Below are 26,213 nucleotides of genomic sequence, written 5' to 3' on the forward strand. Positions count from 1 at the left end.
CGCTATGGTGAGCGCAACGAAACCATCCGGAGATGCCATCCGCATGAGTGCGCTCACCAAGTCCGTCACCGACGCCTCGTTCGAAACCGACGTGCTGAAGGCCCCCGGCCCCGTGCTGGTCGACTTCTGGGCGGAGTGGTGCGGCCCCTGCCGGATGATCGCGCCCGCGCTCGAGGAGATCGCCAAGGCCTACGAGGGCAAGCTCACCGTGGCCAAGGTGAACATCGACGAGAACCCGGTCACGCCCAACCGCTACTCCGTGCGCGGCATTCCCACCCTGATGCTGTTCAAGGGCGGCCAGGCGGTGGCGACCAAGGTGGGGGCGGATTCCAAGGGCAACCTGATGGCCTGGGTGGATCAGCACCTCTGAGGCGCAACACGGGCGCGCGAGACGGGGTTTCCGCCCGCCCGCGTCCGCGCCACCTCTCGCGGGAGACGAGATCCGGGAGAGGACACATGGTTGGTCGCTCGCTTGTCGTGCTGCTCGCCGCCTTGGCCGTGCCCGCCTGGGCCCAGCCGGCGGGGCCGGTGGCGAGCGAGCGGGCGACGTTCCGTGTGAGCGTCGTCGCCGCAGGGCTCGAGCACCCCTGGGGCCTCGCCTTCCTGCCCGATGGGCGGATGCTGGTGACCGAGCGGCCCGGGCGGGTGCGGCTGGTCTCGCCCGACGGCGCCCTCTCGGCCCCGCTGCCGGGAGCGCCGGCCGTGTTCGCCCGCGGCCAGGGCGGGCTGCACGACGTCCTTCTCCACCGGGCGTTCGCGCGCACCGGGCTCGTCTATTTCTGCCACGCCGCCGAAGGTCCGGGTGGGGCCTCCACCGCCATCAGCCGCGGGCGGCTGACCGAGGCCGGGATCGAGGGGCTTCAGACGATCTTCGCCGCCACCCCGCGCACGGGGGGCGTGCTCCACTTCGGCTGCCGCATGGTGTGGGACGGCGAGGGCTTCCTTCACCTCTCGCTCGGCGACCGCATGCGCCCCGACCAGAGCCAGGACCTCGCCAGCCACAACGGCAAGACGCTGCGCCTGACCGAGGACGGCCGACCGGCCCCCGGCAACCCGTTCGCCGCGCGCCCGGGCGCTTTGCCCGAGATCTGGACCCTCGGCCATCGCAACCCGCAAGCGATGACGGTGCACCCCGAGACAGGCCGGATCTGGGTGGTCGACCATGGCCCGCGCGGCGGCGACGAGGTGAACCTGCTCGAGGCCGGGGCGAACTACGGCTGGCCGCGCGCCACGCACGGCATCAACTACGACGGCTCGACCATCACCGAGCACCGCTCGCTGCCCGGCATGGTCGACCCGCTCTGGGTCTGGGTGCCGCTCTCCATCGCGCCGTCCGGGGCGGCGTTCTATGTCGGCGCGGCGTTTCCCGGCTGGCGCGGCGACCTGCTGGTGGGGGGCTTGCGCGAACGCGCGCTGGTGCGGCTGCGCATGGAGGACGGGCGACCGGTCGCGGAGGAGCGCATCCCGCTCGGCGAGCGGATCCGCGACGTGCGCGTTGCGCCCGACGGCCGCGTCCATCTGCTCACCGACAGCCCGCGAGGGGCGATCTGGCGTCTCGATCCGGTCTGAACCGGGGGCTGAGGAGACCGACGCGCCATGAGAGCCCGAGCTTCAGCCCGGCGACGGACCGGCCGATGGCGTGGTTGGGCACGAAGTCAGCCGTTCTCGGCCAGCACACGCCCCGCGAGGTAGAGCGAACCGCAGATCAGCACGCGGCCCGGACGATCCGCCTCGCGCAGGATCGCGCGGATCGCATCCGCCACGCGCGGGCCCGGCCGGGCGCGCCCTTGCGAGGCGGCGACGATCGCGTCCGGGCTCTGCGCCGCATGCTGGCCCGGTTCCGCCACCGCCCACAGGCTCGCCGCATGCGGGGCGAGCGCTTCGAGGAAGGCCTCCGCGTGCTTGCCGGTCTTCATGCCGACGACGACGTGCCAGGGCGGATCGGGATCGGCGGCCAGATGGGCGGCGAGCGCCCGCCCCGCCCCTTCGTTGTGCCCGCCGTCGAGCCAGAGTTCCCATCCTTCGGGCAGGAGATCGATGAGCGGGCCGCGCGCAAGACGCTGCAACCGCGCCGGCCACTCGGCACGCGCGATGCCGCGCGCGATCGCCGCCGCGTCGATCCGCCGATCGGCGAAGGCGCGCAGCGCGGCGACGGCGATGCCGGCGTTGTCGACCTGGTGCGGTCCCCGCAGGGCGGGCGGGGGAAGCTCCAGCACGCCCGCGTCGTCCTCGAAACGAAGTCCGCCGTCCGGCCGGTGCGCGATCGTCCATTCCCGCCCGCGCGCGCGAAGCGGAACGCCGACCTCGCGTGCCCGCGCCGCGATCGCGGCGAAGGCCTCCGGGTGCTGGTCGCCGGTGATCGCGATCGCGCCGGGCTTGAGGATTCCGACCTTCTCGAAGGCGATCCTGGCGAGGGTGTCGCCGAGGAAGTCCATGTGGTCGAAGGAGATGGAGGTGATGGCGCAGACCCGGGGGCCGGGCACGACGTTGGTCGCATCGAGCCGCCCCCCCAGTCCCACCTCGAGCACGAGGAGGTCGGCCGGCGTCTCGGCGAACAGGAGAAGGGCGGCGGCGGTGGTGATCTCGAAGATGGTGATCGGCTCGCCCGCATTCGCCGCCTCGCAGCGCTCGAGCGCAGCGACGAGAGGTTCGTCCTCGACGAGGCGGCCGGCGAGCCGGATCCGTTCGTTGAACGAGACGAGATGCGGCGAGGTGTAGACGTGCACGCGAAGCCCCGCGGCTTCGGCGGCGGCGCGCAGGAAGGCGCAGGTCGAGCCCTTGCCGTTGGTGCCGGCGACATGGATGACGGGCGGGAGGCGGCGTTCCGGATGATCAAGCCGCGCGAGCAGCCGCTCGATGCGGCCGAGCGAGAGATCGATCAGCCGCGGATGCAGGCGCTCGAGCCGCGCCAGCACCGGTTCAGGGCCGGTCACGGTTCGGCTCAGCCGGCGGAGGCTGGCGCCTCGGGCGAGGGCAGCGGCAACACCTCGGCGACGGGCCGGTCGGGGGCGGCCTTGCGCGGTTCGGTGAGCAGGCCGATCAGGCGGGCGAGCGTCGCCTTGAGCTCGCTCCGTTTCACCACCAGATCGACCATGCCGTGCTCGTGCAGGTATTCCGCGCGCTGAAAGCCGTCGGGCAGCTTCTCGCGCACCGTCTGCTCGATCACGCGCGCGCCGGCGAAACCGATCAGCGCACCGGGTTCGGCGATGTGCACGTCGCCCAGCATGGCGAAGGAGGCCGTCACGCCACCGGTGGTCGGGTCGGTCAGCACGACGATGTAGGGAAGCCCCGCGCGCTTGACCATGCGCACGGCGAGCACGGTGCGCGGCATCTGCATCAGGCTGATCGCGCCCTCCTGCATGCGCGCCCCGCCGGAGGCGGTGAAGATCACGAGTGCGGCCTCCTGCAGCACGGCGAGCTGGGCGGCGGCGAGGATCGCCTCGCCCACCGCAGCCCCCATCGAGCCGCCCATGAAGTCGAAGGCGAAGGCGCCCACCACCGCCTTCTCGCCGCCGATCGTGCCGTGCGCAACGAGGATCGCGTCCTCGAGCCCGGTCTCGGCACGTGCGGCCCGCAAGCGGTCGGTGTAGCGCTTCTGGTCGCGGAAGTGCAGCGGGTCGGGCGGCACCTTGGGCAGTTCGATCGTAGCAAAGCCCTCGTCCATCACGGAGTCGAGACGATCCTTCGCAGGCAGCCGCATGTGGTGCCCGCAATTGGGGCAGACGCGCAGGTTCTTGCGATGATCCTCGTGGAAGATCATCTGCGAGCAGTTCGGGCAGGTGACCCAGAGATTGTCGGGCACCGGCTTCTGCCCGAGCAGGGTGCGGATCTTGGGCCGGACGTAGTTGGTGAGCCAGTTCATGACGATCAGGAAACGTGACGGGAGCGCATCCGAGGCGGCGGCGGATCAGGCGGCGGCGGGTGCGCGGGCAGTGCGCACGGCGCGGGCGAGCGCGCGCACCTGATCCAGCACCGCCTCGACGGTGCCTGGGCGCGGTCTGCCCTCGGCGTCGAGACGGTCGGCGATGGTGTCGATCAGGGCGGAGGCGACGACCGCGGCATCGGCGTGGCGCACCACCGTCGCCGCCTGCTCCGGCGTGCGCACGCCGAAGCCGACGGCGATGGGAAGCGCGGTCGCCGCGCGCAGGCGGGGAATCGCCTCGGCGAGATGGGCTTCGGTCGCGGTGCGCGTGCCGGTGATGCCGGTGATGGAGACGTAGTAGACGAAGCCTCCCGCACCGGCGAGCACGAAAGGCAGGCGCTCGGGCCCGGTGGTGGGGGCGACGAGGCGGATCATGTCGAGCCCCGCCGCGCGCGCAGGGCCATCGAGCTCCTCGGACTCCTCGGGGGGCAGGTCGACGACGATCAGCCCGTCAACGCCGGCGGCGGCGGCATCCGTACAGAACCGCGCGACACCGTAGGACAGGATCGGGTTGAAGTAGCCCATCAGCACGACCGGGGTCACGTCGTTCCCTACGCGGAACGCACGCACCAGATCGAGCGTTCCGGCGAGTGTCGCGCCGGCCTTCAGCGCCCTCTGCCCGGCGCGCTGGATGGTCGGCCCGTCCGCCATCGGGTCGGAGAAGGGCATGCCGACCTCGATGACGTCCGCCCCCGCCGCGGGCAGCCCGGCGAGCAGGGCGGCGGTGGTGTCGCGATCGGGGTCGAAGGCCTCGACGAAGGGGATCAGCGCGCCGCGGCCCTCCGCACGCGCCCTGGCGAAGGTGGCAGCAAGGCGGCTCACAGCGCCACCCCGAGCGCGTTGGCGACCGTGAAGATGTCCTTGTCGCCGCGGCCGCAGAGATTCATCAGCACGATCGAATCCCGGGGCCGGCCGGGCGCGAGCTTGGCGACGTGGGCGAGGGCGTGTGCCGGTTCCAGAGCCGGAATGATTCCCTCCGTGCGCGTACAGAGCTTGAAGGCCTCGAGCGCCTCCTCGTCCGTCACCGCGACGTACTCCACACGGCCCAGCTCCTTGAGCCAAGCGTGCTCCGGCCCCACACCGGGATAGTCGAGACCGGCGCTGATCGAGTGCGCCTCCAGGATCTGGCCGTCCTCGTCCTGCAGCAGGTAGGTGCGATTGCCGTGCAGCACACCGGGCCGCCCGCGCGACAGCGACGCCGCGTGCTCGCCCGTCTCCAGCCCCTTGCCGGCGGCCTCGACGCCGATCAGACGCACACCGGGGTCGTCGAGGAAAGGGTGGAAGAGCCCCATGGCGTTGGAGCCGCCGCCGATCGCGGCGACGCACACGTCGGGCAGCCGGCCGGTCATCTCCTTCAGTTGCGCCTTCGCCTCCTCGCCGATGACGGACTGGAAGTCGCGCACCATGGCGGGGTAGGGGTGGGGGCCGGCGACCGTTCCGATCAGGTAATAGGTGTCTGCGACGTTGGCGACCCAGTCGCGCAACGCCTCGTTCATCGCGTCCTTCAGCGTCGCCGCACCCGCCGTCACCGGCTTCACCTCGGCGCCCAAGAGTTTCATGCGGAACACGTTGGGCGACTGCCGGGCGACGTCGGTCGCCCCCATGTAGATGGTGCAGGCAAGCCCGAACAGGGCGCAGACGGTGGCGGTGGCGACGCCGTGCTGGCCCGCGCCCGTCTCGGCGATGATGCGGGTCTTGCCCATGCGGCGGGCGAGCAGGATCTGGCCGATGCAGTTGTTGATCTTGTGCGCGCCGGTGTGGTTGAGCTCGTCGCGCTTGAACCAGATCTGCGCCCCGCCGAGTTCGCGGGTGAGGCGTTCGGCGAACCACAAGGGCGAGGGCCGGCCGACGTAGTGGGCGAGCAGGCGGCGGAACTCGGCCTGGAACGCCGGGTCGGCCTTGGCGTCCTCGTAGGCGCGTTCGACCTCGAGGATCAGCGGCATCAGGGTTTCGGCGACGTAACGGCCACCGAAGGGGCCGAAATGGCCCCGCGCATCGGGCCCGGTGCGGAAGGAGTTCGGGAGCGGGGCGTTCACGCGGCACCTCCGAGGGTCGAGCCCCGCCTCATAGGGCAGAAACCGCGCGAGGGGAACGCGCCCCGGCTTCTCGCCCGCCGAGCAAGGCACGCCGGACGGCTGCGCGCAGGATCCCGTCCGACAGCCGCGTGCTTTCCGCACATCCCCCACCCGCCACGCCGAGCCGCCGACAGCGCGCGACCGCCCGCCGCCGCCCGTCGGCGTCGCCGGCCCGCCACGTCTCGCCCGAGCCCTCCTCGCGCCAAAGCCCCGGCGCGATCTCGACGAAACGGCAGGGCGCGTAGGAGACACCCTTCGGATCCTGCCAGCGCCCCGCCCCGCTGTCCCAACCGTGCGGCGCACCGGGCAGGCCGTAGATCTCCACCGGCGACCCACCCGCGCGCAGGTGGGGCACGAGGTCGAAGCAGGCGTGCGGGCAGGTGTAGGTGTCGGCGAGCCCGACCAGGATCACGATCGGCGCGCCCGTCGTCGTCATGTCGGCATAGCGCGTCTCGCAGCCGGGATAGAGCGCGAGGTGCAGGGCGAAGGCACGGGAGCCGGCGAAGCGGCGCAAGGCGGCGCGCCAAGCCGCACTGCCGCCCTTGGAAAGGCCCAGCACGCCGATCCGCCCGGGATCGAGCCGCGGGTCGGCGGCGAGTACGGCCAGCGCGGCGTGCGCATCGCGCGCCATGTGTTCGGAGGTGAGGCGCTCCTGGTCGTGCACGGTGCGGCGGATGCCGCGCGGGCCGAAATGGTCGAGCATCGCGACCGCCACGCCCTCGGACCGCAGCAGGGCGGCGTAGCGCCGGTGCCAGCGCAAGAGGCCGCCGGACCCATGGATGAACAGCATCGCCGGCCAGGGGGGAGGCGAAGGCGGGAGATGGAGTTCGCCCGCCAGAACGACGCCGTCCTCGGCCCGCACGGACAGCGGCTCGAGCATGCTCATGCGGCGCGGGCGGCGGTGACGAAAGCGCGGATCAGCGCGGGGTCCTTCTCGCCGGGCGCGCGCTCCACCCCCGACGAGACATCGACCCCCGGCGCGCCGCTGGCGCGGATCGTTCCCGCCACGGTGTCGGGCGTGAGGCCGCCGGCGAGCAGCCAGGGCAGAGGGCAGGCGAGGCCGGCCAGCATGGCGGCGTCGATCGCCACCGCATTGCCGCCGGGCCGCGTCGACCCGGGCGGAGGCTTGGCGTCGAACAACAGGGCATCGGCGACCGGGGCGTACGCGGCGACGGCTTCCTCGGCTTCGGCCCGCGAGCCGACACCGACCGCCTTCAGCACCGGCAGGCCGAAACGCTGCCGGATCTCGGCGACCCGGTCGGGCGGCTCGTGGCCGTGCAGCTGGATCCAGTCGAGCGGGACCTGGCGGAGCACGGCGGAAAGGTCGTCGTCCGCCGGGTCGACGAACAGACCGACCAGGCCGGGGCCGCCCGGGGGGCGGGCGGCGGCGAGTGCGGCGGCGACCTCGACGCTCACCGCCCGCGGCGAGCGGGGGAAGAACACGAGTCCGACGAAATCGGCCCCTGCCTCGGCGGCGGCCGTGAGCGCCGGCGCATCGCGGACGCCGCAGATCTTCACCCGAACGCGAGCACTCATGCCGCGAGGGAGGTGGCGATGGCGCGGGCGGCGGCGAGGGGGTCGGGCGTGCGCGTGATCGGCCGCCCGATGACCAGCCAGTCCGCACCCGCCGCAACCGCCTCGGCGGGAGTCATCGTCCGCCGCTGGTCGTCGGCCAGGCTGCCCGCGGGCCGGATTCCCGGCACGACCAGGACCGGATCGGGGCCGAACGCGGCCCGCAGGGCGGCCACCTCGCGCGGCGAACAGACGAGCCCGTCCGCCCCCGCCGCCAGGGCAAGGCGAGCGAGACGAAGCACGGCGGCCTCCGCGGGCCCGGCGAGCCCGATCGCGTCGAGATCGGGGCCCTCGAGCGAAGTGAGCACGGTGACGGCGAGCAGCAGCGGGCGCGGGCGTGCGGCGGTCTCGGCAGCCTCGCGGGCGGCGGCGATCATCGCCGCGCCTCCTGCGGCGTGCAGGGTGAGCATGGCGGCACCGAGGCGAGCGGCGGAGCGCACCGCCCCGGCCACCGTATTCGGGATGTCGTGCAGCTTGAGATCGAGGAAGACGGGAACCCCCGCCTCGGCGATGTGCGCCACGCCGGCCGGGCCCGCGGCGATGAACAGCTCAAGCCCGACCTTGACCAAGCCGACGGAGCCTCGGAGGGCGCGGGCAAGCGCGGCGGCGGGCTCGACCTCGGCGAGATCGAGCGCCACGATCAGCCGTTCGGCCGCCGCTGCAGGCCGCCCGATCATGCCCGGCCGGAGGAGGGACACGACGTGCGGCGAACCCGCCCCGCTCCCCTCAGCGGGCGGGGGCGAGCGCCGTCGACGACGAGGGCGCAGCCTTCGCCGCCTCCGCCTGGCGCAGCTTGTCCTTCAGCGCCGCGATCTCGGCCTGCAGGGCCTCGACCGAAGCGGCGAGCTTGCGCGCGCGACGGCGCGCGGAGACGGCCGAGACCCAGGTGACGGTGGCGCCCAACAGGTAGAAGACGGCGGCGACCGCCAAGGCGGCCACCGCGAGCGGCACCTCGACTCGGGTGTCGAACGGCCAGAGCCCGACCGAGACCGGGGCGACGTTCGCCACCACGAACAAGACGACGAGCACTGCAAAGACGAGGGTGACGAGCCAGACGAGACGCATGGTCCTCTCCTTCTCCGTCCTGCGCCGGCGGCGCTCTTCCGCGGCCCAACGAAACCTGTCGCGACCTCACCCCGTCCGTTCGGCGACGGCGGCTTCGCTCGTCTTCGCCATGCGGTTGATGCGTTCCCGCAGGTCCTTGCCGGCCTTGAAGAAGGGCAGACGCTTGGCGCCGACCGCCACGGTTTCGCCGGTGCGCGGGTTGCGGCCGAGCCGAGGCTGGCGGGTCTTCGCCGTGAAGGCGCCGAAGCCGCGCAGCTCCACCCGCTCGCCACGCGCCAAGGCGGCGGTGATCTCCTCGAACACCGTGCTGACGATGGCCTCGACGTCGCGCTGCAACAGGTGTGGGTTGCGGCGCGCCAGTTCCTCGATCAGCTCCGAGCGCGTCATCGCCTCAGCCGCCCCTGCTCCCGCCAGCCGACGCCCCTCGCGGCATGGCCACCCTCACCGCCCGTACCGCCGGCAGCGCGCTGACGCGCCCTTCGCCAAACCCCCTCATCGCGTGGGACTTTGCCAGAGGAAGATCCCCTGGTCAAGCCTAAGCTGTTCATTCCACAAGGCTTTTCCGGCCTCTCGCACGACCCGCGAAATGAGTCGCCGCTGCACCGGCTCCGCCAGGTCACGCACGGGCAGCGTCGTTCCCACCCCCTTCTCGGCTGCCAGCCAGGCCCGCGCCTCGGCCTCGCCGCCGATGGCGTCGATCAGCCGCGCCGCCAGCGCCTGGCGCCCGGTCATCACCCGGCCATCGGCCAGCGCCCGCACCTCCTCCTCGGCCAACCGCCGTCCCTTCGCCACCATGGCGACGAACTGGGCGTGGAGGTCGCGCACCACCGCCTCGAGCGCCGCCCGCCCCTCCTCGGTCAGCGGCCGGAACGGGCTCGGCTGGTCCTTCAGACGGCCCGAGGTGATGGCTTCCGACCGCACGCCGAGGCGTTCGAGCAGGCCGGAGAACTCCGCCGTCTGCAGGATGACGCCGATGGAGCCGGTGACGGTGGCCTCGCGGGCGAAGATCCGTTCCGCCGGCAGGGCGACCATGTACCCGGCGGAAGCCGCCGTGCCGCCCATCACCGCGACCACGGGTTTGCGCTCGGCCACCTGGCTGATCGCGCGATGGAGGGCCTCGCCGCCGGCCACCGTGCCGCCCGGGCTGTCGATGACGACGATCAGGGCCTTGGCGCGGTCGTCGCGCGCGATCTGGGCAAGCGCCTCGTCGCGCTCGCGGTCCTCGGCGATCACACCCTCGACGCTGAGGCGGGCGACGTAGCCGCCGAGCAGGCCGCGCGCAGGCCCCACCTCGGAGGCGGCCCACAGCCCGACGGCGACGAGCACGGCGACGATGGCGGCCAGACGCCAAAAGGCGAGGCTGCGCTTGAGGCGGCGGCGATCGATCAGCAGGTCCGTTTCGAGCGACATCGCCCCTGGCCTAGCACGGGCGCCCCGCTCGAGGCCATGCGGGGCCCCTTCACTCGAGCACGAGACCGAGCCCGCGGATCAAGGGCCAGTAGATCGCGCGCTCGGCGTCGATGAGGGCACGGTGTTCGGCAGGCCCCCCGGGAAGGGGGTCGAGCCCGATCTCGCGCATGCGCGCCTGCACCGCAGGGTCGGCGACACTCTCGGCAAGCACGGCGGCGAGGCGAGCGGCGATCGCGTCCGGCGTGCGGGCCGGCGCGGTCAGACCCTGCCAGGCGAAGGCGGCGAAGCCCTGGAGGCCCAAGGCCTCCTCCGCCGTCGGCAGGTCGGGGAAGGCCTCCAGCCGGGCGGGCGAGAGCACGCAGAGCGGACGGACGCGACCGGAACGCAGCAGCTCCCGTCCCGCCGCGACATCGACGATCGCCGCCTCGACGGTGCCGGCGAGCAGGTCGTTCATCACCGGCGCCATGCCGCGATAGGGCACGTGGTTGAAGCGCACGCCCGTATCGCGCGCGAGGCGTTCCATGGCGAGATGGTGCGGCGAGCCCTGGCCCGGCGTGCCGAAGTCGATCCTTCCCGGCTCGGCGCGGGCGCGTTCGATCAGCTCCCGCGCCGTGCGGGCGGGCGAGCGGTCGGCGGCGGTCAGCACGAGGTGGAAGCGTGCCATCAGCCCGAGGGGGCGGAGGTCGCGATCGATGTCGAAGGGGAGGTTCCGGTACAGGGCGGGGTTGAACACGGTGGTCTCGTTGCCGGCGGTGAACACCGTGTAGCCGTCCGGAGGCGCGGTGGCTGCCGCCTGGGCGGCGACGTTGGTGGCGGCGCCGGGTCGGTTCTCGATCACCACCGGCACGCCGAGGCGACGGCTCATCTCCGCTCCGATCAGGCGAGCGAGCACGTCGGTGCCGCCACCGGCGGGGTAGCCGACCAGCCAGCGGATGGGCCGATCCGGCCAGGTTTGCGCGCGGGCGGCGGGTGTAGCCGCCGTGGCGGAGGTGGCGGCAAGGGCGAGAAGGCGGCGGCGGGAGAGGCGCATGGGCTCGGTCTCCGATCGGGTCGATGCTCAGGCGAGACGAACGGGAAGCGAAAGGAAGCCGCGGAAGCGTGCCCGCCCGCCGCGCACCGGCGGGCCGGCGGGTTCGTAGGCCGGGAAGCGGGCGAGGAAGCGGGCGATGGCGATCCGCCCCTCGAGGCGGGCGAGAGCGAGGCCCGCGCAGATGTGCGGGCCCGCGCCGAAGGCGAGGTGTCGGTTCGGGCGGCGGGCGACGTCGAAACGATCGGGGTCGGGAAACTGCTCGGGGTCGCGGTTGGCCGCCCCGATGCAGAGGGTGAGATAGGTGCCGGCGGGGATCGCCACGCCGCCGATCTCGGTGTCGCGCGTGGTGCGGCGGTTGCCGAACTGGTTCGAGCTCTCGTAGCGCAGCATCTCCTCGATGGCGGTCGCGATCAGGCCCGGATCGTCGACAAGCCGCGCGCGCTCGCGCGGAAACCGTATCAGGAGCTCGAGCCCGTTGCCGATCAGGTTGGTCGTCGTCTCGTGCCCGGCGTTGAGCAGGAAGATGCAGTTGTGCAGGAGTTCGTGCTCGGTCAGGCGCTCGCCGTCCGCCTCGCCCTGAATGAGGCGGGTGAGGATGTCGGTGGCGGGGTCGCCCGGGCGGCGGCGGCGGTCGGCGACGAGGACGCGGAGATAGTCGAGGAACTCCTCGACCGCCCGGTTGCCGCGCGCGAGCTGCTCTTCGCTCAGCACGGGTTCGAGCGCGCCGAGGATGGCGAGCGACCAGCCGCGCAGCGGCCCCCGCTCGTCGCGCGGCACGCCGAGCAGGTTGCCGATCACCTCGACGGGGATGCGCGCGGCGAAGTCCTCGATCAGATCGGCCTCGCTACGATCCGCCATCGCATCGAGCAAAGCATCGACGAGGCGGATCAGATCGGGCTCCATGGCGGCGATCGCGCGCGGTGTGAGCGCGCCCGCGATCAGCCGCCGCACGCGGGTGTGCAGCGGCGGGTCGTTGAAGACGAGGCTCGTCGTATGGTGCGCGTAGAGCGGGGTGTCGCCGAACTTGGGGCGGAACTCGCGCGTCTTGTCGGAGGAGAAGGTTTCGGTGTCGCGGTAGACCCGGTCGAGATCGGTCCAGCGCGTGAGGAAGACCCCGCCGTCGGGCAGGCGATGGACGGGGGAGAGACGGCGCAGCGCGGCGTAAGCGGGATAGGGATCGTCGTAGAAGGCAGGCGGCAGCGTACGCAGATCGAACGTCTCGACGATCGCCCGCTCGTCCATCGCGTCCGCGAGCATGCCGGTCCCCTCCCCTTCGTTGGCGCCGAGTGTGGCGTGCCGCCGGGGCGGCGGCAACGGGGGACGATCAGCCGGGGGCAGCCGGCGCGGGGCGGCGACGGCGCTTCGCCTGCGGCGGCGGGGGCTCGGGCGGCGGGGTCTTGTTCGTGTAGCGGCACCAGCGGGCGGCGGCGCAGCGCCAGCACTCGGGCTTGCGCGCCTTGCAGACGTAACGGCCGTGCAGGATCAGCCAGTGGTGCGCGTCGCGCAGGTACTCGGGCGGCACGCGCTTGACGAGCTCCTCCTCGACCGCGCGCGGGGTCTTGCCCGGCGCCAATCCGGTGCGGTTGCCGAGGCGGAAGATGTGGGTGTCGACCGCCATCTCGGGCTGGCCGAAGGCGACGTTGAGCACGACGTTGGCGGTCTTCCGCCCCACCCCCGGCAGGGCCTCGAGCGCGACGCGATCCGCCGGCACCTCGCCGCCGTGGCGTTCGAGCAGGAGGCGGGAGAGTTCGGCGACGTTGCGCGCCTTCGCCTGCCACAGCCCGATGGAACGGATGTAGGGCGCGATGCCATCCGCGCCGAGTTCGGCCATCGCGCGCGCGTCCGGCGCGCGGGCAAACAGGGCGCGGGTTGCCTTGTTCACCGCGGCGTCCGTCGTCTGGGCGGAAAGCACGACCGCGACCAGGAGCTGGAAGGGGGTGGCATACTCGAGTTCCGAACGCGGGTTCGGGTGCGCCGCCGCCAGCGCCTCGAGGAAGGGGCGCACGTCGTCGGCCGGCATGCGGCGCGACGCCTTGGGCTGGGGTTTCGGCCGGCGCGAACTCGGCTTGGGCTCGGTCATCACGGGCGGTGATGCGGCGGGTGGGCGGCCGACGCAAGGCGGGGCTTCACGGGCCCGGCGGACCGTCCTAGGCTATGGCCAACGATGGCGGTGGGGAGTGAACGGGTGGCGTTTTCCGCCACCTTGGTCGCGCAGCGCAGCCTCGACGGGCGGGGGCTGACGGTGGTCGCCCTGGTACTGATCGCGTCGGGGGCCGCCGTTGCCGGCCTCTTCCTCGCCATGGGCGCCTGGCCGGTGGTGGGGTTCGTCGGGCTCGAGGTCGGGCTGGCGATCGCGCTGTTTCTCGGCCATCACGCTCTGGCGCGCGTGGTCGAGGAGGTGGTGCTGGAGGAGCGCGTGCTGCGCGTTCGCCGCCGGCGCGGCTTGGGCGCGGTGCAGGCGTGGGAGTTTCCGCCCGGCTGGCTGCGGGTGACGGTCGAGCCGCCGGGTCCGCAGGGAGCGGGCGGGGTCGTGCTCGCGACGCATGGCCGCCGGCTGGTCGTGGGCAGCGGCCTGAGCGAGGGCGAGCGGGAGAGTTTCGCCTCGGCGCTGCGCGAGGCCTTGTGCCGCTGGCGATCGCCTGCGGTGTCCGTCGTCGGGTAGCGGGAAAAAGAAAGGGCGCCCTTCTGGCGCCACGTCGAAGACCTCCTGCGGGCTCGCGCAGGTTGTGGCCGGGCTCAGGTCGCCGTCGGGTCCTGGGGAGCGAGAGATTTGATCAGTTCGAACACCCGCTTGCGCACCGCCGGGTCGGTGATGCGGTAGTAGGCGCGAACGAGTTCCAGGGTCTCGCGTCGGTTCAGCGTATCGTCCTCGAACCCTTCCTGCGCCTCGGCGAAGCCGACCGCACGCCGGGCGGCCGGCCCGCCGTATTCGCGAGCGAGCGGTTCGGGCATGTCGTCGAAGAAGAAGCTGATCGGCACGTCGAGCACGCGGGCGAGGTCGAACAGGCGCGACGCCCCCACCCGGTTGACCCCGCGCTCATACTTCTGGATCTGCTGGAAGGTGAGGCCCAGGGCTTCGCCCAGCCGCTCCTGGCTCATGCCGAGCAAGGTCCGGCGCAGCCGGATGCGGCTGCCGACATGCACGTCGATCGGGCTCGGCTTGCTTTCGCGCTCACCCTTGTCTGCAGGGTCTTCAGTCATCGTCCAATCCCCTTCCAAGCTTGGGCCTTTCTGGGATGCATCCTGCATCGGCCAAGCTCCCCCCTCAGCGGTGTGACGGGCCCCATACCCGCCCGCTCAAAAATGTAACCGACACAACTATGACGCGTCAATGTCATGCAACTGCGTGGGATAAGTCTCAAAGATCAGACAACCCTCGCGAATCCCTCCACGTCCGTCGCACCACCAAACCGACGCCGACCAAGCCCAGCGCAACGCCAGCAGGCAGAAGAAGCCCCAGACGCGCGAAGGGTGTCCGCTCGCCCGGCGCCGGCAGCGGGGTAGCCAGCACGCCCGTCTCGTTGAGGCCGAGCTGCGCCACCGTCCGCCCGCGCGAGTCGAACACCGCCGACACGCCCGTGTTCGCCGCCCGCACCAGCGGCAATCCCTCCTCCACCGCGCGCATCCGGGCCGCCGCCAGATGCTGATACGGCCCGGAGGAGACACCGAACCAAGCATCATTGGTGAGGTTGAGCAGCCAAGCCGGACGCACACCCGGCTCCGTCACCCGACCCGGGAAGATGACCTCGTAGCAAATGAGCGGGCTCGCCGGCGGCACGCCGAACTCGGCCGGCAGCCGAAGGGTCGAGGGTCCTGGACCGGCCGAGAAGTCGATGTTGCCCGGCACCACGGTTTCGAGCGGCAGGATGGAGCGCAGTGGCACGTATTCGCCGAACGGCACCAGGTGATGCTTGTCGTAGATCCCGAGCAGGGCGCCGTCGGGCGCGATCGCAACAAGGCTGTTCCACAGCCTGAGCGGAGGCCCCGCACCCCCGGCCGACCGCTCGAGCCGCACCGTGCCGGCGATCAGCACCGCCCCCTCGCGCAGCGCGGCGCCGGCGAAGGCACGTGCCGTCTCGTCGCTGTCGAGGAAATAGGGGCTCGCCGTTTCCGGCCAGACCACCACCATCGGCCCCTCGCCCTCGCCCGCCTCCGGCACGGCGGCGGTGAGCTGCAGATAGCGCCGAAAGTGCGCCGCCCGCAGCTCGTCGCGCCACTTGTGCGTCTGCGCGATGTTGCCCTGCACGATGCGGATCGCGACAGGCCCGGCCGGTGGCTCCTCCGGCCAAAGCCGAAGCAAGCCGACCGCAAGCCCCGCGGCGATCAGCCCACCCCCCGCGGCGAGAGCCGAACGGCGCGGCAACAGCGGCAGGCAGGCAAGCAGCACGGTCAGGGCCGAGAGCCCGGGCGTGCCGAGCCAGGCCGCCCCCTGCACCGGCAGCGCCCCGAAGGCCCAGACCGTGCCGAGCAGGTTCCAGGGAAACCCCGTCAGCACCAGCCCGCGGGCGAGTTCGCCCAACGTCCACAGCCCTGCAAAGGCGAGCACACGCGACCAGCCTTCGGGAAAGAACCGGCAGGCGACCACCGCCGGCACGGCGATGAACAGGGCGAGCAGAGCCGAGATCGCGGGCACGGCGAGCGGCACCAGCCAGGCGAACCGCTCGGCCTCGGTCAGCAGCGCATGCGAGATCCAGTAGAGACCGGCGACGAAGTGACCGAAGCCCCAGGCCCAGCCGGTCAGCATGGCGGCACCCGGGCTCGCTCGCGAGCCGACCAGGACCAGGAGCGCGGGCAAGGAGACGAACAGCACCGGCACGAGATGTACGGGCGGCAGGGCGGCGGCGGCGAGCGCGCCGAAGGCCGCCGCCGTCACCGGCGCCCGCCAGCCGCGGCGAGCGGCGAGATGGGCGAGAAACCGCCCCCACGCGCCGGCGTGGGCGGTCGCGGCGCCGCTGGGGCTCAGCCGTCGAGACCGAGCAGGGCGTAAAGGCGCTGAGAGGCCGGCCACGCGTCGATCACTTCGGCGCGATAGGCGATCGCGCCCCAGGCCGCCGCGGCGAGGACGGCGAGCGAGAGGGCCCAGGCGGCGAGCAGGGCGGTGGTCCCGCGCTCATTGGCCGAGACAGCTCGCGAAAGACCCGCCGGCTCCGCCCCGATGGCGCTCGCCGCCGGGCGCGCGGTGGGCGGAGCTGGCGGCGGCGCCGTGGCGGCGACGGCGGGTGCCGCCGCTGGCTCCTCCTCCGGCTCACGCACCCGCACCTGGCGCGGCTCGGGCCAGGGCGGAGCGTCGCTCGGACCCGAGGCTTGCGCCTCACCCTCCGGCGTCGCCAGCCAGACATGGCCGCAGCGCACGCAGCGCACCTTCTTGCCCGCGGGGCCCAGCACCTCGGCCGCGATCTCGTAGCGGGCACCACAGTTGGGGCAGGCAATGCGCGGCATCCGGGCGCGATCCTCCGGGCAGATCCCGGCGCGAGTGTCTCGCCGAAGCCCGCCCGGGGCGCAAGGGAGCATGCTTGCCGGCGTCGTTCCCGCATGCCAGCGTGACAGAGCCAGCGCCGGCCGTTCCCGACCCGATGCCGAACCACGCCCGAGACGCCTTTCGCCGCGCGCTTCGCCGCGCCGGCGTCGCCTTCGGCGCAGCCTGCCTGCTCTGGTTCGCGGGCTTCGGCCTGTTCCTCCTTTTCCTGCCGACCGCCGCGTCCGACCCGCCACGCGGGGCCGGCATCGTCGTGCTCACGGGCGGCGCCGGCCGGGTGGGCGAGGGGCTGAGACTGCTCGAGGCGGATCAGTCGGCGAAACTGCTCGTCTCCGGTGTGCACCAGGCGACTGGCCTCGCCGACCTCGTGCGCAGCGAAGGCCGCTCTGCAGAGACGCTGGTCGAGCGGGTCACGCTCGGCCGCACCGCCCGCAGCACGCGCGGCAACGCCGAGGAGACCGCCGCCTGGGCGCGAACGCAGGCGATCGACACCCTCGTCGTCGTCACCTCGGCCTATCACATGCCGCGGGCGCTGCTCTTGCTCCGCCGCGCCCTGCCGCAGACGCGTCTCGTTCCGCATCCGGTCACGCCCCGGGCCTGGCGCGAGCCCTGGGGACGGCTCTCCCCCACCTTCCTGCGGCTTGCCGCCGGCGAATACACGAAGTGGCTCGCCGCCCTCGCCGGCCTCACCGAGCACCCGTTCGCCCCTCCAGCACCGGCCGAAACGCGGACGGCGGCGCGGAGCCTGCCGTGACCTGGCTGCGCTCCGCCCTGTTCAACGCGGCGTTCTTCGCCTTCACCGCGGCCGCCGGGCTCGTCTGCCTGCCGCTCCTCCTCTTCCTCGACCGCGCCGGGGCTCTCCACTTGGTCTCCTGGTGGGCCGGGCGCGTGCTCGCCTTGCTTCGCCTGCTCGCCGGGATCCGCGTCCGCGTGCTGGGTGAGGAGCTGCTGCCGCGCGAGGGAGCGGCGATCATCGCGGCCAAGCATCAATCCGCCTTCGACACCATCGTCTGGCTCTCGCTGCTGCCCGCCGCCGCCTACGTGCTGAAGCGCGAACTCCTCGCGATCCCCGTCTACGGCTGGTGGGCGGCCGCGGCGGGCATGATCCCGGTCGACCGTTCGGCCGGCGCCTCGGCGCTGCTGTCCTTGCTCCGCGCCGCGGAGGGGGCCGCCGCGGAGGGCCGGCAGATCGTGATCTTTCCGGAAGGAACCCGTGTCGCGCCCGGCGAGCGCCGACGCTACCAGCCCGGCGTGGTCGCGCTCTACGAGCGGCTCGGGCTGCCCGTGATCCCGGCCGCCACCGACTCGGGCCGTTTCTGGGGGCGGCGTGCCTTCCGCAAGCGGGCGGGCACGATCACCCTCTCCGTGCTGCCGCCGATCCCGCCCGGCCTGCCGCGCGCGGAGTTCCTACGCCGGCTCGAGGAGGCGATCGAGACCGAGACGCGGCGGCTTCTGGACAGCGGCGGCGCAGGCGAGGACTCTCCGCCCTGATCCTCGGGAGGAAACCGACGCGATGAACCCGGCGAACGACGATCCGGCTCTGGCCCGGCGGCCGGCGAACTGGCGCCCGCTCAGCCCTCTCCATTTCCTCGAACGCGCCGCCGCGGTGTTTCCGGATCACACCGCGATCGTGCACGGGGAGCAGCGCATCCCCTACCGCACCTTCCGCGACCGTGCGGTGCGGCTTGCGCATGCGCTCCATCGCCTCGGCGTGCGCCGCGGCGATACGGTGGCCGCGCTCCTGCCCAACGTGCCGGCGATGCTGGAGGCGCATTTCGGCGTGCCGATGAGCGGGGGCGTGCTGGCGGCGATCAACACCAGGCTCGATGCCGGAACGATCGCCTACATCCTCGACCATTCGGAGGCGAAGGTGTTCCTCGTCGAGCGCGAATACGCCCCCCTCGCGCGTGCGGCGCTCGCGCAGGCCGCGGTGCGCCCGGCAATCCTGGAGGTGGCGGACGCCACCACCCCCGCGAGCCACCGCGACGAGACCCTGGGCGGCACCGATTACGAGGCCGCGCTCGCCACCGCCGACGCGGGCTTCGCCTGGCCCTGGCCCGAGGACGAGTGGGACGCGATCGCGCTCAACTACACCTCCGGCACCACGGGCCGGCCGAAGGGCGTTCTGTATCACCACCGGGGCGCGCACCTGCTCGCCATCGGCAACGTGCTCGCCGCACAGATCCCGCGCCATCCGGTCTATCTCTGGACCCTGCCGATGTTCCACTGCAACGGCTGGTGCTTCCCGTGGACCATCACCGCGCTCGCCGGCACCCATGTCTGCCTCCGCGCCGTGCGGGGCCCCGAGATCTGGCGGCTGATGAGCGCGGAAGGCGTGAGCCACCTGTGCGGCGCGCCGATCGTGATGAAGACGATCCTGGACACGCCGGAGGCCGATCGCCGCCCGCTTTCCCGGACGGTGAACTTCCTCGTCGCCGCCGCGCCCCCACCCGAGGCCGTGCTGCGCGCGATGCGCGAGGCGGGCTTCGACGTGGTGCACGTCTACGGCCTCACCGAGGTCTACGGCCCAGCCGTGGTGAACGAGTGGCATGCGGACTGGAACGCCCTGCCGATGGCGGAGCAGGCACGGCTGATGGCGCGCCAGGGCGTGCGCTACCTCGCGCTCGAGGACCTCGCCGTGCTCGACCCCGAGACCATGCGCGCCGTGCCCGCTGACGGAGCGACGCTCGGCGAGGTGATGATGCGCGGCAACGTGGTCATGAAGGGGTATCTGAAGGACGCGGAGGCGACGGAGAAGGCCTTCGCGGGCGGCTGGTTCCACACCGGCGATCTCGCCGTCGTCCACCCCGACGGCTACCTGCAGCTGAAGGACAGGGCGAAGGACATCATCATCTCGGGCGGCGAGAACATCTCCTCGATCGAGGTGGAGGACGTGCTCTACGCCCACCCGGCGGTGGCGGCGGTGGCGGTGGTGGCCAAGCCCGACGAGAAATGGGGCGAAACACCCCTCGCCTTCGTCGAACTGAAGCCCGGCATGACGGCGACGGCCGAGGAGCTGATCGCCTTCGCGCGGGAGAGGCTCGCGCACTACAAGGCGCCGCGGCAGGTGTTGTTCGCCGAGATCCCGAAGACCTCGACGGGCAAGATCCAGAAGCACCTGTTGCGGGCGAAGGCGAAGGAGATGGCCGGAGCGTGAGAGGCGGCGGCCCGCCTCACGTCAGCATCTGCCCCCCATCCACCGCGATCGACTGCCCCGTCACCCAGCGCGCGGCGGGCGAGACGAGGAACAGCACCACCTCCGCCACCTCCTCCGCGGTGCCGAGCCGGCCGAAGGGAATGGCGGCGCGGATCCGCTCGTAGAGCGGATCGCCCGCCAGGCGCCGCTTCTCCCACCGCCCGCCCGGAAACTCGATCGAACCGGGAGCCACCGTGTTCACCCGGATGCCGTCCTTGGCGAGGTTCACCGCCTGGCTCTGCGCGTAGTGGATGAGGGCCGCCTTCGCCGCCCCGTAGGCCGGGCCGCGGGCTGAGGGGCGGATGCCGGCGATGGAGGTGATGTGCACGATCGCCCCCCCGCCGGCCGCGCGCAAATGCGGGATGGCGGCGAGCGAGGCGCGCACCGAGCCCATCACGTCCACCGCGAGCGAGGCTGCCCAGCCCTCCTCGGTGTCCGCACTGCCGAAGGCGGAGGCGTTGTTGATCAGGATGTCGATCCCGCCCAAGGCCTCGGCGGCGGCGTCGATGTAGGCACGCACCTGCTCGGCCACCGCGAGGTCGCAGGCCATGGCATGGGCGGCGAAGCGCGTGCGCGCCTCGATCAACCCGTCCTCGCCGCGCGCGCAGACCGAAACCTTGGCCCCCTCGCGCACGAACAGTTCCGCGATCGCCCGGCCGATGCCGCGCGTGGCGCCGGTGACGACGGCGCGCTTGCCCTCGAGCACTCCCATCGCCCGCCCCTCAATCGAGCCGGATGGCGGCGGCGCGGATCACCCCGCCCCAGGTCTCGCTCTCCGCCCGGATGAACGCCTCGGCCTCGGCCGGGGAGAGCGCGGGCAGGTCCGACCCGGCGCGCGCCAGAGCCTCCTTGAGCGCCGGGTTGGCGCGCGCCTTCGCCACCGCCTCGGCGATCTTCGCGAACACGGGCTCGGGCGTGGCGCGCGGCACGAACAGCCCGTGCCAGGTGAGCACGGTGAGGTCGGGCAGGCCCGCCTCGCGCGCCGTCGGCACGGTGGGCAGTTGCGGCAGGCGTTCCGACCCCGTGACGAAGAGCGGGGCAAGCCTGCCCTCCTTGATGTGACCTTCGACCGCGGAGAGGAGGGTGATGAAGGCGGCCACGCGTCCCGCCAGCAGATCGGCCAGCGCCTGCGGGCTCCCTTGATACGGCACGTGCTCGAGACGGATGCCCGTGCGCAACTTGAGGAGCTCCATCCCGAGATGGGCGAGGCTCCCCGCCCCCACCGAGGCGTAGTTGAGATCGGCGGCGCGCGCGCGGGCGAGGAACTCGGGCAAGGACCGGCCCGCCTCCGGGTGGGCGACGACGACGAAGGGGGCGGTGGCGAGCAGCGCGACGGGGCGAAGGTCCTCGAGCGGGCGCACCGGCAAGTTCGCCCTGAGGTGCGGGATCATGGTGAAGGAGCCGGGGAAGCAGACGAGCAGGGTGGTGCCGTCAGGCCGCGCCCGCGCCACCGCCTCCACCCCGATCATCCCGCCCGCCCCGGCGCGCGGTTCGACCACGATCGGGTGCCCGGAGAGCGGCTCCTTCAGCGCCTCGGCCCAGGCCCGGGCGGTCACATCCACCGTCGAGCCGCCCGGCGCGCAGACGATCAGACGCAAAGGCTCCCGCCCGGGCCAGTCCTGCGCCGCCGCCGTCGCGGTAAAGGCGCTGGCGGCGAGAAGGGCGAGCACGGCGCGTCGGTTCGGCATCGGCGTTTCCCCCGGAACGGTGGTCCTTACCCGCCCGCTTAGCCGCGGCCGCGCCCCCGCGCAAACCCCCGCCCGCTTGACGCGCGCCCCCCCGTGGCCCCATCCCCCGCCCTCTCGGAGGAGCCGACCGTTGAGTGCCCTGCAACCCGTGCGCGGAACCCGCGACCTGATCGGCGAGGAGCTGCGCCAGCACCGCCACGTCATCGACACCGCACGGCGCATCGCCGAACTCTGGGGCTTCGACGAATGGGCCACCCCCATCCTCGAGGACACCCGCGTCTTCACCCGCTCGCTCGGCGACACCTCGGACGTGGTGACGAAGGAGATGTACACCTTCCTCGACCGCGGCGGCGACAGCGTGACGTTGCGCCCCGAGAACACCGCCGGCGTCTGCCGTGCCCTGGTCTCCAACGGCCTCACCCAGGCGCTGCCGCAGAAGGTGTTCTACGCGGGGCCGATGTTCCGCTACGAACGCCCGCAGAAGGGGCGCTACCGCCAGTTCCACCAGATCGGCATCGAGACCCTCGGCGCGGCCGAGGCGCTGGCCGATGCCGAGATCATCGCCTGCGGCCAGGCGATCCTCGACGCCCTCGGCGTGGCGAAGGACACCGTGCTGGAAGTGAACACGCTGGGCGACAAGCAAAGCCGCGATGCCTACCGTTCGGCACTGGTCGCGTTCCTCTCCCGCCACGAGGAGCGGCTCTCGCCCGAAAGCCGCGCACGGCTGCATCGCAACCCCTTGCGCGTGCTCGACAGCAAGGAGGCGGAGGATCGCGCCATCGTCGCCGACGCGCCCGACATCTTCGCCCACCTGACGGAGGCCGCGCGGGCGCATTGGGAAGCACTGCTGAAGTGGCTCGCGGTATTCGGCGTGCCGTACCGGGTCAACCCGCGCATCGTGCGCGGGCTCGACTATTACAGCCACACCGCCTTCGAATTCGTCACCGACCGGCTCGGCGCGCAAGGCACGGTGATGGCGGGCGGCCGCTATGACGGGCTGGTCGAGGAGATGGGCGGGCCGCACACGCCCTCCGTCGGCTGGGCGGCGGGGGTGGAGCGGCTCGCGATGCTGGCCGACTCACCACCGCCGCCCGCCGCCCCCATCGCCGTCATCCCGGTCGGCGAGGTGGTGGAAGCCGAGGCCGTGCGCGTGCTCGTGGGGCTGCGCCGGGCGGGCATCCGAGCCGAAATGGCCTTCCGCGGCACGCTGAAGCGGCGGATGGAGCGGGCGAACAGGATCGCCGCGCGCGCGGCCGTCATCCTCGGCGAGGACGAGGTGGCGCGCGGGGTCGCCCAGGTGAAGGACCTCCGCAGCGGCGAGCAGGCCGAGGTGCCGCTCGCCGCGCTGCCCGAGCGTCTGCGTACGGCATGAACACGGCGTTCCGCGACCGTCTCGATCGCCTCACGGAACGGGCCGCGACGCTGAAGGCGAGGCTCGCCACCGAACTCACGCCGCAGGACTACGTGGCGACGACGAAGGAGCTCGCCGAGATCGAACCCCTCGCCGACCAGGTCGAGGCCTTGCGGCGAGCGGAGCGCGAGCTCGCGGAGACAAAGGCACTGGCCGAGGACTCGTCCGCCGATGAGGAGATGCGTGCCCTTGCCCGCGAGGAGGCGCGCGCGCTCGAAGCGCGCATCGCCGAGCTCGAACGCGCCATTCGCGTCGCGCTGTTGCCGAAGGACGAGGCGGATCGGCGCAACGTCATCCTCGAGGTGCGGGCGGGCACAGGCGGCGACGAGGCCGCCCTGTTCGCCGCCGACCTGTTCGACATGTATCGCCGTTACGCCGAGAGCCGCGGCTGGCGCTTCGAGGTGCTCGAGGTGGCGGAGAACGACCTGGGCGGCTATCGCGAGGCGGTGGCGGAGATCACCGGCGAGGACGTCTATTCCCGCCTGAAATACGAGAGCGGGGTGCACCGCGTGCAGCGCGTGCCGGTGACGGAGGCGCAGGGGCGCATCCACACCTCGACCGCGACCGTCGCCGTGCTGCCGGAGGCCGAAGAGGTTGACGTGCGTCTCGATGAGGCGGATCTGCGCATCGACGTCTTCCGCGCCTCCGGGGCGGGCGGGCAGCACGTGAACAAGACCGAGAGCGCGGTGCGCATCACCCATCTGCCGACGGGCATCACCGTCGTCTGCCAGGACGAGAAGAGCCAGCACAAGAACCGCGCCCGTGCGCTGAAGATCCTGCGCGCGCGGCTTTACGAGCGCGAACGCGAGGCGAAGGCGGCGGAGCGGGCGGGGCTCAGGCGCGCCCAGGTCGGCAGCGGCGATCGCAGCGAACGGATCCGCACCTACAACGTTCCGCAAGGGCGCGTGACCGACCACCGAATCGGCCTCACCCTGCACAAGATCGACCGCATTCTCGCCGGCGAGCTCGACGAGATCATCGACGCGCTCGCCGCCGAGGAGCAGGCGCAGCTGCTCGCCGCCGAGGCGTGAGGCGGCCGTGGCGCAGGCGTGCGCCGCCGGGACGACGATCGGCGCCCTGCTCTGCGAGGGGGGCGCGGTGTTGCGCGCGGCCGGGGTGGAGGACGCGCGGCGCGAAGCCCGCCTCCTGCTCGGGCTTGCGCTCGGGCGCGACGCGGCCAGCCTGATCGCCGCCGCGCGCGACCCCGTGGCGGAGGCGGACGCCGCACGCTTCCGCGCCTTGCTCCGACGCCGCGCGGCGCGCGAGCCCTTCGCCCACATCGCCGGCCGGCGAGGCTTCTGGACGCTCGAGCTCGCGGTCTCGCCCGCCGTGCTCGTGCCTCGGCCGGAGACGGAGACGCTGATCGAGGCAGCACTCGCCCTTCGCCCCGACCGCACCGCGGTGCGGCGCATCGCCGATCTGGGCACCGGCTCGGGCGCGCTCCTGCTCGCCGCCCTCTCCGAATATCCAGGCGCGATCGGTGTCGGGGTGGATCGTTCTCTCGCCGCACTGGCGGTGGCGCGCCGCAACGCCCTCGCCACCGGCCTCGCGGCGCGCGCCCTGTTCGTGCAGGCCGACTGGTCCTCCGCCCTCGCCCCGGCTTCGATCGATCTCCTGCTGTGCAACCCGCCCTACGTTCCGACCGGCGAGATCGCCCTGCTCGCTCCGGAAGTGCGGGACCACGAGCCCCGCGCCGCCCTCGACGGCGGGGCGGACGGGATGGCCGCCTATCGCGCGCTGCTGCCCGATCTCTCGCGCGTGCTGGCTCTGGGCGGGGTCGCCATCCTCGAAGTGGGGGCGGGCCAGGCTGAGGCGGTGGCCGGGCTCGGTGCCGCCTCGGGCCTCGCCGTGCTGGAAATGCGGCAGGATTTGGGCGGAATCCCGCGCGCCCTCGCCTTCGGAAATGCGGAAAAGGGGGTTGGCGCGCCGGCAGGCTCGGACTAGGGTGCGATTGTTCCGCGTGGCGTCGCGAACAGTCCGCAAGTGGTGGGCGGCGCCGGGACGGGCTCCGGCGCGCTCGGGGGAGGAGCGGGTGGCGGCCGGTGGGGCTTCGGAAGCGGACGAACTGCGATCGCAACGGCAGACGTGAACGACATGAACCTCAAGCGCATGCGCGGCCGAGGACACCACCAGGGCGGGCGGCACCAGCACCGCAACGCGCCGCTCAATCGCAACACGGTGTTCGATTCGAACGGGCCCGACGTGCGGCTGCGCGGCACCGCCCAGCAGCTGTTCGAGAAGTACCTGCAGCTCGGTCGCGACGCGACCTCGGCCGGCGATCGCGTGCTGGCGGAAAGCTACTTCCAGCACGCCGAGCACTATTTCCGCATCCTCAACGCGATGCAGCAGGTGCACCAGCACCAGGCGCCGCAGCAGCAGCGCCGTGGCCCGAACGGCATGGAAGGCGAGGCCGATTCGGTCGAGGCGGCGATCGAACAGGCGCTGAACGGGCACAGCGAGGGCGTGAACGGCGCGCCGCAGGCCGTGCCCGGCGAGGGCGAGCAGCCCTCCACCCTGCCGCCGACGGAATGAGCGCGGCGGCGGCTCCGTCTCGGCCGCCCCGCGTCACTCCTCCGCGCGCAGGATGAGCGCGTCGCCGACCGCCACCCGGCCGGACCGTTCCACTCGCGCATAGACGCCGAGCTCGGTGTGGCCGAAGGCGGCGCGCAGGCCTTCGACCGGGTCGCAGTCGCGCTCGGCCGTCAGCGGGTTCACCCCCGTGGCGGCACAGCGCTCGATCGTCTCCACCACGCGCAAGGTGGCGGTGCCCACCTCGATCAGACGCCCGACCCAGCTTTGCTCCGCCCACGGTGCTGCGCCCGAAAAGTGGAGGTTGGCGCGGAAGCGCAACGGATCGAGCGCCCGCCCCATCGCCCGCTCGAGGGAAGCGAGCGAGGCGAGATTGATCAGGCTGATCAGCTGATCCGGATGGTCGGCGAAACGATGCCCGGGTGCGTGCACGAAGCGCGGCGTGCCTCGCGCCTCCGGCCCCAGTGCGGCGGCGAGGCGTGCACCGATCGCAGCCCTGCCCTCCGCCTTGGTGGTGTCGCCGGCAAAGGGCTGCTCTCCCGGCAAGCGGAGCAGCAACACGCCGCGACGCTCGTCCCACGAGGCGTGCACGGCGGCCAGGCGGGGATTCGCCATCAGGCAGCCGAAGTGCCGCTTGTGCAACCAGGCGGGGGCCGCTTCGTGGAACGGCGCATCGCCCTGCGCGAGCGCGAACACGCGATCCCCGGGGATTGCCTCGCCGGCCGCAAGCCGGACCTCGCCCAGGGCTTCCGCCGTCAGCCCCTTCACCGGGTAGCGATAGAGCGTTTCGACTCGCACGCGTGGGGCTCCTCCGCTTCGGCCTTGAGCGTGATCAAGGC

Annotated in this window: 29 protein-coding genes; 10 read left to right on the top strand and 19 right to left on the bottom strand. The window is 72.6% G+C overall.

The annotated features are described in order from the left end of the window. Positions 1 to 43 precede the first annotated feature (43 nt). Positions 44 to 370 carry a thioredoxin TrxA gene (trxA, locus tag DWB05_RS12340; protein WP_114377479.1) on the top strand — a complete coding sequence of 109 codons (327 nt, stop codon included), beginning with the start codon at positions 44 to 46 and terminating at the stop codon, positions 368 to 370. Positions 371 to 456: 86 nt separating this feature from the next. Next, positions 457 to 1,569 carry a PQQ-dependent sugar dehydrogenase gene (locus DWB05_RS12345; protein ID WP_114377480.1) on the top strand — a complete coding sequence of 371 codons (1,113 nt, stop codon included), beginning with the start codon at positions 457 to 459 and terminating at the stop codon, positions 1,567 to 1,569. Between the two features lie 86 nt (positions 1,570 to 1,655). On the opposite strand, the gene DWB05_RS12350 is transcribed toward DWB05_RS12345, so the two are convergent. The 13 genes from DWB05_RS12350 to nth all read right to left on the bottom strand — a co-directional run bounded on the left by DWB05_RS12350 (position 1,656) and on the right by nth (position 13,094). Continuing rightward, positions 1,656 to 2,933 (bottom strand): bifunctional folylpolyglutamate synthase/dihydrofolate synthase, encoded by a 1,278-nt coding sequence (locus DWB05_RS12350; protein WP_114377481.1) that lies wholly within the window; start codon positions 2,931 to 2,933, stop codon positions 1,656 to 1,658. 8 nt (positions 2,934 to 2,941) lie between these two features. Then, complete coding sequence (gene accD / locus DWB05_RS12355; protein ID WP_114377482.1) at positions 2,942 to 3,862, bottom strand: acetyl-CoA carboxylase, carboxyltransferase subunit beta; 921 nt, start codon at positions 3,860 to 3,862, stop codon at positions 2,942 to 2,944. Between the two features lie 45 nt (positions 3,863 to 3,907). Continuing rightward, on the bottom strand, positions 3,908 to 4,744 hold the full coding sequence (gene trpA / locus DWB05_RS12360; RefSeq protein ID WP_114377483.1) for a tryptophan synthase subunit alpha: 837 nt from the start codon (positions 4,742 to 4,744) through the stop codon (positions 3,908 to 3,910). After that, positions 4,741 to 5,958, bottom strand: a complete 1,218-nt coding sequence (trpB, locus tag DWB05_RS12365; RefSeq protein ID WP_114377484.1) for a tryptophan synthase subunit beta — start codon at positions 5,956 to 5,958, stop codon at positions 4,741 to 4,743. Before trpB ends, trpA begins: the two co-directional genes overlap by 4 nt. Before the next feature lie 28 nt (positions 5,959 to 5,986). Next, positions 5,987 to 6,883 (bottom strand): dienelactone hydrolase family protein, encoded by an 897-nt coding sequence (locus tag DWB05_RS12370; RefSeq protein ID WP_114377485.1) that lies wholly within the window; start codon positions 6,881 to 6,883, stop codon positions 5,987 to 5,989. Then, positions 6,880 to 7,533, bottom strand: a complete 654-nt coding sequence (locus DWB05_RS12375; protein WP_114377486.1) for a phosphoribosylanthranilate isomerase — start codon at positions 7,531 to 7,533, stop codon at positions 6,880 to 6,882. The genes DWB05_RS12370 and DWB05_RS12375 overlap by 4 nt, the downstream gene beginning before the upstream one ends. Continuing rightward, on the bottom strand, positions 7,530 to 8,246 hold the full coding sequence (gene pyrF, locus DWB05_RS12380; RefSeq protein ID WP_114377679.1) for an orotidine-5'-phosphate decarboxylase: 717 nt from the start codon (positions 8,244 to 8,246) through the stop codon (positions 7,530 to 7,532). Before pyrF ends, DWB05_RS12375 begins: the two co-directional genes overlap by 4 nt. Positions 8,247 to 8,295: 49 nt before the next feature. Further along, positions 8,296 to 8,634, bottom strand: coding sequence for a lipopolysaccharide assembly protein LapA domain-containing protein (locus DWB05_RS12385; RefSeq protein ID WP_114377487.1), 339 nt, complete (start codon positions 8,632 to 8,634; stop codon positions 8,296 to 8,298). 66 nt (positions 8,635 to 8,700) lie between these two features. Continuing rightward, positions 8,701 to 9,021 carry an integration host factor subunit beta gene (locus DWB05_RS12390; protein WP_114377488.1) on the bottom strand — a complete coding sequence of 107 codons (321 nt, stop codon included), beginning with the start codon at positions 9,019 to 9,021 and terminating at the stop codon, positions 8,701 to 8,703. 105 nt (positions 9,022 to 9,126) lie between these two features. Then, the gene (gene sppA, locus DWB05_RS12395; RefSeq protein WP_114377489.1) at positions 9,127 to 10,044 is read right to left on the bottom strand and encodes a signal peptide peptidase SppA; all 918 of its coding nucleotides are present in this window, start codon (positions 10,042 to 10,044) and stop codon (positions 9,127 to 9,129) included. 49 nt (positions 10,045 to 10,093) lie between these two features. After that, complete coding sequence (locus DWB05_RS12400; protein WP_114377490.1) at positions 10,094 to 11,074, bottom strand: Bug family tripartite tricarboxylate transporter substrate binding protein; 981 nt, start codon at positions 11,072 to 11,074, stop codon at positions 10,094 to 10,096. Positions 11,075 to 11,101: 27 nt separating this feature from the next. After that, on the bottom strand, positions 11,102 to 12,331 hold the full coding sequence (locus DWB05_RS12405; RefSeq protein WP_114377491.1) for a cytochrome P450: 1,230 nt from the start codon (positions 12,329 to 12,331) through the stop codon (positions 11,102 to 11,104). A 67-nt stretch (positions 12,332 to 12,398) separates the two neighbouring features. Beyond that, positions 12,399 to 13,094 carry an endonuclease III gene (gene nth / locus DWB05_RS12410; protein ID WP_198669159.1) on the bottom strand — a complete coding sequence of 232 codons (696 nt, stop codon included), beginning with the start codon at positions 13,092 to 13,094 and terminating at the stop codon, positions 12,399 to 12,401. A gap of 144 nt (positions 13,095 to 13,238) precedes the next feature. On the opposite strand from nth, the gene DWB05_RS12415 reads away from it, so the two are divergent. Further along, a complete protein-coding gene (locus DWB05_RS12415; RefSeq protein ID WP_114377493.1) occupies positions 13,239 to 13,736 on the top strand; it encodes a DUF2244 domain-containing protein in 498 nt (165 codons plus the stop codon). Between the two features lie 74 nt (positions 13,737 to 13,810). On the opposite strand, the gene DWB05_RS12420 is transcribed toward DWB05_RS12415, so the two are convergent. From DWB05_RS12420 to DWB05_RS12430, 3 genes are all read right to left on the bottom strand, one after another. Continuing rightward, a complete protein-coding gene (locus DWB05_RS12420) occupies positions 13,811 to 14,275 on the bottom strand; it encodes a helix-turn-helix domain-containing protein (protein WP_114377494.1) in 465 nt (154 codons plus the stop codon). Positions 14,276 to 14,432: 157 nt separating this feature from the next. Continuing rightward, positions 14,433 to 15,947 (bottom strand): apolipoprotein N-acyltransferase, encoded by a 1,515-nt coding sequence (gene lnt / locus DWB05_RS12425; RefSeq protein WP_232818530.1) that lies wholly within the window; start codon positions 15,945 to 15,947, stop codon positions 14,433 to 14,435. A gap of 86 nt (positions 15,948 to 16,033) precedes the next feature. Then, positions 16,034 to 16,513 (bottom strand): zinc-ribbon domain-containing protein, encoded by a 480-nt coding sequence (locus tag DWB05_RS12430; protein WP_157967188.1) that lies wholly within the window; start codon positions 16,511 to 16,513, stop codon positions 16,034 to 16,036. Positions 16,514 to 16,614: 101 nt separating this feature from the next. Here DWB05_RS12430 and DWB05_RS12435 point away from each other — a divergent pair, with 101 nt between their 5' ends. From DWB05_RS12435 to DWB05_RS12445, 3 genes are read left to right on the top strand one after another with little or no spacing between them, the layout of a single operon-like run. After that, on the top strand, positions 16,615 to 17,304 hold the full coding sequence (locus DWB05_RS12435) for a YdcF family protein (RefSeq protein ID WP_157967189.1): 690 nt from the start codon (positions 16,615 to 16,617) through the stop codon (positions 17,302 to 17,304). Next, a complete protein-coding gene (locus tag DWB05_RS12440) occupies positions 17,301 to 18,041 on the top strand; it encodes a lysophospholipid acyltransferase family protein (RefSeq protein WP_114377497.1) in 741 nt (246 codons plus the stop codon). The genes DWB05_RS12435 and DWB05_RS12440 overlap by 4 nt, the downstream gene beginning before the upstream one ends. 22 nt (positions 18,042 to 18,063) lie before the next feature. Further along, the gene (locus DWB05_RS12445) at positions 18,064 to 19,707 is read left to right on the top strand and encodes a long-chain-fatty-acid--CoA ligase (RefSeq protein ID WP_114377498.1); all 1,644 of its coding nucleotides are present in this window, start codon (positions 18,064 to 18,066) and stop codon (positions 19,705 to 19,707) included. Between the two features lie 16 nt (positions 19,708 to 19,723). On the opposite strand, the gene DWB05_RS12450 is transcribed toward DWB05_RS12445, so the two are convergent. Together DWB05_RS12450 and DWB05_RS12455 are read right to left on the bottom strand one after the other, a co-directional pair. Next, positions 19,724 to 20,458: an SDR family NAD(P)-dependent oxidoreductase gene (locus tag DWB05_RS12450; RefSeq protein ID WP_114377499.1), complete on the bottom strand. Its 735-nt coding sequence runs from the start codon at positions 20,456 to 20,458 to the stop codon at positions 19,724 to 19,726. A gap of 10 nt (positions 20,459 to 20,468) precedes the next feature. Beyond that, the gene (locus DWB05_RS12455; RefSeq protein ID WP_157967190.1) at positions 20,469 to 21,434 is read right to left on the bottom strand and encodes a Bug family tripartite tricarboxylate transporter substrate binding protein; all 966 of its coding nucleotides are present in this window, start codon (positions 21,432 to 21,434) and stop codon (positions 20,469 to 20,471) included. 130 nt (positions 21,435 to 21,564) lie between these two features. On the opposite strand from DWB05_RS12455, the gene hisS reads away from it, so the two are divergent. The 4 genes from hisS (at position 21,565) to DWB05_RS12475 (ending at position 25,377) form a co-directional block, all read left to right on the top strand. Next, on the top strand, positions 21,565 to 22,806 hold the full coding sequence (gene hisS / locus DWB05_RS12460) for a histidine--tRNA ligase (protein ID WP_114377500.1): 1,242 nt from the start codon (positions 21,565 to 21,567) through the stop codon (positions 22,804 to 22,806). Then, complete coding sequence (prfA, locus tag DWB05_RS12465; RefSeq protein ID WP_114377501.1) at positions 22,803 to 23,876, top strand: peptide chain release factor 1; 1,074 nt, start codon at positions 22,803 to 22,805, stop codon at positions 23,874 to 23,876. Before hisS ends, prfA begins: the two co-directional genes overlap by 4 nt. A gap of 7 nt (positions 23,877 to 23,883) precedes the next feature. After that, entirely contained in the window at positions 23,884 to 24,789 is a 906-nt protein-coding gene (prmC, locus tag DWB05_RS12470; RefSeq protein ID WP_114377502.1) for a peptide chain release factor N(5)-glutamine methyltransferase, read from the top strand. 150 nt (positions 24,790 to 24,939) lie between these two features. Then, the gene (locus DWB05_RS12475) at positions 24,940 to 25,377 is read left to right on the top strand and encodes a DUF4167 domain-containing protein (protein WP_114377682.1); all 438 of its coding nucleotides are present in this window, start codon (positions 24,940 to 24,942) and stop codon (positions 25,375 to 25,377) included. 33 nt (positions 25,378 to 25,410) lie between these two features. On the opposite strand, the gene DWB05_RS12480 is transcribed toward DWB05_RS12475, so the two are convergent. Next, positions 25,411 to 26,172, bottom strand: coding sequence for an MOSC domain-containing protein (locus tag DWB05_RS12480; RefSeq protein WP_114377503.1), 762 nt, complete (start codon positions 26,170 to 26,172; stop codon positions 25,411 to 25,413). Positions 26,173 to 26,213: the final 41 nt, after the last annotated feature.

This window comes from Elioraea thermophila (ex Habib et al. 2022), assembly GCF_003336755.1.
Taxonomy (GTDB): Bacteria; Pseudomonadota; Alphaproteobacteria; order Acetobacterales; family Acetobacteraceae; genus Elioraea; species Elioraea thermophila.

Excerpts from the sequence above, each read along its gene's own strand:
- trxA (WP_114377479.1), top strand. The coding sequence starts at position 44 with ATGAGTGCGCTCACCAAGTCCGTCACCGACGCCTCGTTCGAAACCGAC.
- DWB05_RS12345 (WP_114377480.1), top strand. The coding sequence starts at position 457 with ATGGTTGGTCGCTCGCTTGTCGTGCTGCTCGCCGCCTTGGCCGTGCCC.
- accD (WP_114377482.1), bottom strand. The coding sequence starts at position 3,862 with ATGAACTGGCTCACCAACTACGTCCGGCCCAAGATCCGCACCCTGCTC.
- DWB05_RS12370 (WP_114377485.1), bottom strand. The coding sequence starts at position 6,883 with ATGAGCATGCTCGAGCCGCTGTCCGTGCGGGCCGAGGACGGCGTCGTT.
- DWB05_RS12375 (WP_114377486.1), bottom strand. The coding sequence starts at position 7,533 with ATGAGTGCTCGCGTTCGGGTGAAGATCTGCGGCGTCCGCGATGCGCCG.
- pyrF (WP_114377679.1), bottom strand. The coding sequence starts at position 8,246 with ATGATCGGGCGGCCTGCAGCGGCGGCCGAACGGCTGATCGTGGCGCTC.
- DWB05_RS12385 (WP_114377487.1), bottom strand. The coding sequence starts at position 8,634 with ATGCGTCTCGTCTGGCTCGTCACCCTCGTCTTTGCAGTGCTCGTCGTC.
- DWB05_RS12390 (WP_114377488.1), bottom strand. The coding sequence starts at position 9,021 with ATGACGCGCTCGGAGCTGATCGAGGAACTGGCGCGCCGCAACCCACAC.
- sppA (WP_114377489.1), bottom strand. The coding sequence starts at position 10,044 with ATGTCGCTCGAAACGGACCTGCTGATCGATCGCCGCCGCCTCAAGCGC.
- DWB05_RS12400 (WP_114377490.1), bottom strand. The coding sequence starts at position 11,074 with ATGCGCCTCTCCCGCCGCCGCCTTCTCGCCCTTGCCGCCACCTCCGCC.
- DWB05_RS12405 (WP_114377491.1), bottom strand. The coding sequence starts at position 12,331 with ATGCTCGCGGACGCGATGGACGAGCGGGCGATCGTCGAGACGTTCGAT.
- nth (WP_198669159.1), bottom strand. The coding sequence starts at position 13,094 with ATGCCGGCCGACGACGTGCGCCCCTTCCTCGAGGCGCTGGCGGCGGCG.
- DWB05_RS12415 (WP_114377493.1), top strand. The coding sequence starts at position 13,239 with ATGGCGGTGGGGAGTGAACGGGTGGCGTTTTCCGCCACCTTGGTCGCG.
- DWB05_RS12420 (WP_114377494.1), bottom strand. The coding sequence starts at position 14,275 with ATGACTGAAGACCCTGCAGACAAGGGTGAGCGCGAAAGCAAGCCGAGC.
- DWB05_RS12430 (WP_157967188.1), bottom strand. The coding sequence starts at position 16,513 with ATGCCGCGCATTGCCTGCCCCAACTGTGGTGCCCGCTACGAGATCGCG.
- DWB05_RS12445 (WP_114377498.1), top strand. The coding sequence starts at position 18,064 with ATGAACCCGGCGAACGACGATCCGGCTCTGGCCCGGCGGCCGGCGAAC.
- DWB05_RS12450 (WP_114377499.1), bottom strand. The coding sequence starts at position 20,458 with ATGGGAGTGCTCGAGGGCAAGCGCGCCGTCGTCACCGGCGCCACGCGC.
- DWB05_RS12455 (WP_157967190.1), bottom strand. The coding sequence starts at position 21,434 with ATGCCGAACCGACGCGCCGTGCTCGCCCTTCTCGCCGCCAGCGCCTTT.
- prfA (WP_114377501.1), top strand. The coding sequence starts at position 22,803 with ATGAACACGGCGTTCCGCGACCGTCTCGATCGCCTCACGGAACGGGCC.
- DWB05_RS12475 (WP_114377682.1), top strand. The coding sequence starts at position 24,940 with ATGAACCTCAAGCGCATGCGCGGCCGAGGACACCACCAGGGCGGGCGG.